Origin of the sequence: Clostridium sp. AF32-7AC (genome assembly GCF_003477925.1) — a bacterium.
Taxonomy (GTDB): domain Bacteria; phylum Bacillota; class Clostridia; order Lachnospirales; family Lachnospiraceae; genus Otoolea; species Otoolea fessa.
The window spans coordinates 30546-34302 of the sequence record NZ_QUEG01000016.1; the positions used below are offsets into that span (position 1 = coordinate 30546).

At 39.3% G+C, this 3757-nt stretch carries 6 protein-coding genes and 1 pseudogene; all 7 read right to left on the reverse strand.

Annotated elements, in window-relative coordinates; all coding sequences use genetic code 11:
• Positions 1-408, reverse strand: a 408-nt coding sequence (locus DWZ45_RS14165) for a radical SAM protein (protein ID WP_347475389.1), incomplete at its 3' end; no start/stop codon positions are given.
• On the reverse strand, positions 396-1085 hold the full coding sequence (locus DWZ45_RS14170) for a radical SAM mobile pair protein A (protein WP_118469502.1): 690 nt from the start codon (positions 1083-1085) through the stop codon (positions 396-398). The genes DWZ45_RS14170 and DWZ45_RS14165, both read right to left, overlap by 13 nt.
• Positions 1082-1519 carry a radical SAM mobile pair system MarR family transcriptional regulator gene (locus DWZ45_RS14175; protein WP_117796695.1) on the reverse strand — a complete coding sequence of 146 codons (438 nt, stop codon included), beginning with the start codon at positions 1517-1519 and terminating at the stop codon, positions 1082-1084. The genes DWZ45_RS14170 and DWZ45_RS14175 overlap by 4 nt, the downstream gene beginning before the upstream one ends.
• A gap of 94 nt (positions 1520-1613) precedes the next feature.
• Positions 1614-1856 (reverse strand): annotated as a pseudogene (locus DWZ45_RS14180) (GNAT family N-acetyltransferase); the annotation flags it as partial.
• Between the two features lie 62 nt (positions 1857-1918).
• A complete protein-coding gene (locus DWZ45_RS14185) occupies positions 1919-2413 on the reverse strand; it encodes an HD domain-containing protein (protein ID WP_008981870.1) in 495 nt (164 codons plus the stop codon).
• 37 nt (positions 2414-2450) lie between these two features.
• Positions 2451-3140, reverse strand: a complete 690-nt coding sequence (locus DWZ45_RS14190) for a class I SAM-dependent methyltransferase (protein ID WP_117495051.1) — start codon at positions 3138-3140, stop codon at positions 2451-2453.
• A gap of 142 nt (positions 3141-3282) precedes the next feature.
• Positions 3283-3606, reverse strand: coding sequence for a hypothetical protein (locus DWZ45_RS14195; protein WP_004613237.1), 324 nt, complete (start codon positions 3604-3606; stop codon positions 3283-3285).
• Between the last annotated feature and the right edge of the window lie 151 nt (positions 3607-3757).

Below are 3757 nucleotides of genomic sequence, written 5' to 3' on the forward strand. Positions count from 1 at the left end.
ACGTCCAAGCTTCTTCAGCAGATCAATATCCCGTACCACAAGATCCGACTTTGTGCAGATCAGAATATCTGCGTCACTGCCGATTAACTGCTCCAGAAGTTTTCTGGTATTCCCGAATTGCTCCTCCTGTGGATTGTAGCCATCCGTCACAGAACCGATGACCACACGCTGCCCGGCATATTTCTTCGGATTTTTAATTTCCGGCCAATGCTTCACATCAAGGAAAGTGCCCCATTCCTCCTTGTGCCCGGTAAAGCGCTTCATAAAAGAAGCATAGCAATACTTGCAGGCATGTGTACAGCCCACATAGGGATTGACCGAGTAACCGCCTACCGGCAGACTAGACTTAGTCATGATGTTCTTTGTTTCCACCTCACGAATGAGGATTCCATTTATTACTTCTTCCATGATTTCTGTACCTCTAACACTTTATTAAATTCTTCCGGCATTTCCTGAATCATATTTTCATTCCCTATGATAGGGACAAGGTCTTCCTTCATAAACACCGGAATGCCGAGCTTATGTGCCTGGTCCGCCAGAGACCATGCCCATTCCGGCTCCGTATGAATCTTCCTGCTCTGAGCCCCGGTCATAGTGCCGACAACGATCCAATTGATTCCGAAAAGGTCAACTGTGCCGGGATCGTCGAATAACGGCTCAAAGGTAACATGGTAATGTTTTGCTCTGACGTTTTTCCGAAGGGCGTCGATACGCCACAGTTCTGCTTTCCTCGTCACCGTAACGCCAAACCATGCGTTTTCCAGATCGGTATCAAAATCCAGCAAATCAGGTCGCTTGGTAAGGAACAGGAACTGATGCTGTGGATTTTCACGGATCTTTGCAAATACCTCGTCTCTCCATTCCGGCTTCCATCCGGAGAGATCGCTCATCCCGGTAAGAAGAAAGTTCTGCGGACGTTTCTTTTCCATCATCTTGAGCTTACTCGGAAAGAATTCAGGGTCAGCGAAGTCATCAATCATATGCCAGCGTTTCACGTTGTTGCGGGCATAGCAATATGTACACCCCACTGTGCAGCCGATGACGATATTCATGTTCTGAATCTGATCTTTGATACAAATACTCATGACTTCTGCCACTCCTCAAGATTCTTTCTGATGCGGTCGAGGCATTCCTCAAACCGGGTAATTTCTTCCTCTGAAAAACCTTTGTAGTAAATACTGCCCATCTCATCAGATACAGAATCGTACTCGCCCTTTAAGGCATGTGCTTTCTCAGTCAGAAACAGGAGTGTTTTCCTTTTGTCCGTTTCAGACTGAACACGGCTTATCAGCCCTTGATTTTCCATTCTTTCCAGCATCGTAGTAAGAGATGTTATCGCTAATCCGCATTTAATCGAGAGTGACCTGATTGAGATACCATCCTCCTGCCACAGCACATAAAGAATACGTCCCTGGGCTCCATTAAACGCATCGATATTTTTTTCGCTGAGAATCTTCTCAAAAATCCGGTCACCAAGCTGTTTTATTTTGGTGACAAGAAATCCGCCATTTGTTTTCATGCAAAAGCTCCTATATAGTAGTTTATAAAATCATACTATATAGGAGCTTTATTGTCAAGAGCTTGTATGTTTGAATAGAGGTAAACTGGAATTTCTATTTGTGTTGCCATGTCATTACATAATCTTTTTCTCCGGTAGCCTCATCTAAGCCACTATGCTGAATCTCAAATCCTTCTCTCTTATAAAAAGATATTGCCCGTGCATTCTTTTGGTATACGTTCAAGTACAACTTACTCCTTTTGTCCTTTGCATAATTCAGCAGAATTTTACCTATACCCTGCGATTGCATTTCACCAGAAACAAAAATGCCCTCAACATATTCATCATTTAACCCTAGGCTTAAACTTAACTACTATTTTTTCTTTGCGATATAAAATACATAACTGTAATAATCTACTACTAATCTAAAATAAAGCGATTATAAGCTATCCTTTTTCCTGTGTTTGTTTTAAAGTTTTCATCTATACACTTTTTTATCTTTTCCTGTTCTTTTTCTTTATCCATAACCGTTAAATTTTCAAGCAAATCAGCTTCCCATTGTATTTGAAAATCAAGTCCATCAATTTTAGATGGAGTATGATGGTTGCCTATTATAAAGCATATTCTATCAATATTTTTGTTATAGCCTACCTTTTTTAATATTTCTTTCGCTACTTCTGGTCCTTCCTTTTCTTGATAGACACCATCAATAGAACCGTATTTTTTTTGTGCTTCAACCGCACCAATATCATGTAGTATAGCAATAATACTGATGAATTCTTTTTCTTCCTCTCCGATATTTTCTCCTTTCATTATATCTTCTGCATTTTTCAAAACTTTGAGAGTATGCTCTATGCCAAAAGGAATTTCTTTGAATACTTCTTTCATCTCTATAATAATTTTTTCTTTAAACATAAATTACCTCCATTTATACCTTATAAGTGTTTTAGTTCTATCTATCCACTTTTTTGTTCGCCGATACAATCAGCATCATGGGACGGCGCATTTCATCCTGCATCCCCGGAATATCCATCATGTATTCCGGCGGCTGCGGCTCCACAATATGATTTATTATAAAACCATTTGAAAGCAGTGTATTTAGATATGTGGTCAGTGTTCTATGATATTTTGTAACCTTTTCTCCCAAAAAGACAGCTGTCCGTTTGCCCTCATAATAATAATTATCCACCGGAAAATGCAGTATTTCTCCTTTTTCGTTATAATGCCAGTCTTGTGTTCCATAGGCAGTAAAAACAGGATGTTCAACCGTAAAAACTAGCTTACCACCAGACTTCAGTATTCTATATATCTTTTTTACTAAAATCTCATAATCTGCTACATAGTGAAACGCAAGTGAACTTAATATTACATCAAAACTCTCCTCTGGGAATTCCACATCTTCTATAGCACAGCATTTATATTCAACCTGTGGAAAATGTGTTTTTTCTTTGGCTACCTCGAGCATTTTATGAGAAATATCAACACCCACAACAGAAGACGCTCCGTGTTCCATCGCATAAATACAGTGCCATCCATAGCCGCATCCTAAATCAAGCACACGCTTATCTTTAAAATCCGGCAGCAGCTTTCTCAATGTTTCCCATTCTCCTGCACCGGCTAGTCCCTGCTGTGAGCGACTCATTTGACTGTATTTTTGAAAAAATATATTATCATCATATTTGTTTTCTTTTCCATATTCTACATAATTCAACCTCTTTCACCTCGCTGTAAACTTCCGATTTTTCGTTCTCTGCGACTTCCCAATAAACGGGAATTTGACTTGCCTATTTTCTTAAAATCTCATGTGGAGCTTCTATTTCATTTGCCAAGGTATGCTCTGTTAATTCTGACATCAATTTCAATTTTTTATTAATCAATGGTCGCATACAATTAGGAACATGTTCCTGATGCGCTCTGTGGATTGCTACACATTCCTTACAGTTTCCGTGATAACGACAGGCTTTCAGGCAAGGACAGTGATCTTTGTCTTTATACTCCTTACGAAATTCCGCTGCAAATTCTTCTTGCAGTCTCAGTCCCTCGACACGGTTTCCCTTATGAAATTCTACCATTGCATCCAGTTCTTTCTGGTTCCCTTCAATCTTCATGTTATTATAGCGCCTCCATTTCAACTATTCCTCATTTTCTGATAAATTCCTGTTATACAAACTGGAATTGTTCGATCTTTTCAAATACTAACGTCCTTAATTCTGTTCAATAATTGATTTATAGTAGTTACCAAAGTCAGCAAGTGAATTA

Excerpts from the sequence above, each read along its gene's own strand:
- DWZ45_RS14170 (WP_118469502.1), bottom strand. The coding sequence starts at position 1,085 with ATGAGTATTTGTATCAAAGATCAGATTCAGAACATGAATATCGTCATC.
- DWZ45_RS14175 (WP_117796695.1), bottom strand. The coding sequence starts at position 1,519 with ATGAAAACAAATGGCGGATTTCTTGTCACCAAAATAAAACAGCTTGGT.
- DWZ45_RS14185 (WP_008981870.1), bottom strand. The coding sequence starts at position 2,413 with ATGTTTAAAGAAAAAATTATTATAGAGATGAAAGAAGTATTCAAAGAA.
- DWZ45_RS14190 (WP_117495051.1), bottom strand. The coding sequence starts at position 3,140 with ATGAGTCGCTCACAGCAGGGACTAGCCGGTGCAGGAGAATGGGAAACA.
- DWZ45_RS14195 (WP_004613237.1), bottom strand. The coding sequence starts at position 3,606 with ATGAAGATTGAAGGGAACCAGAAAGAACTGGATGCAATGGTAGAATTT.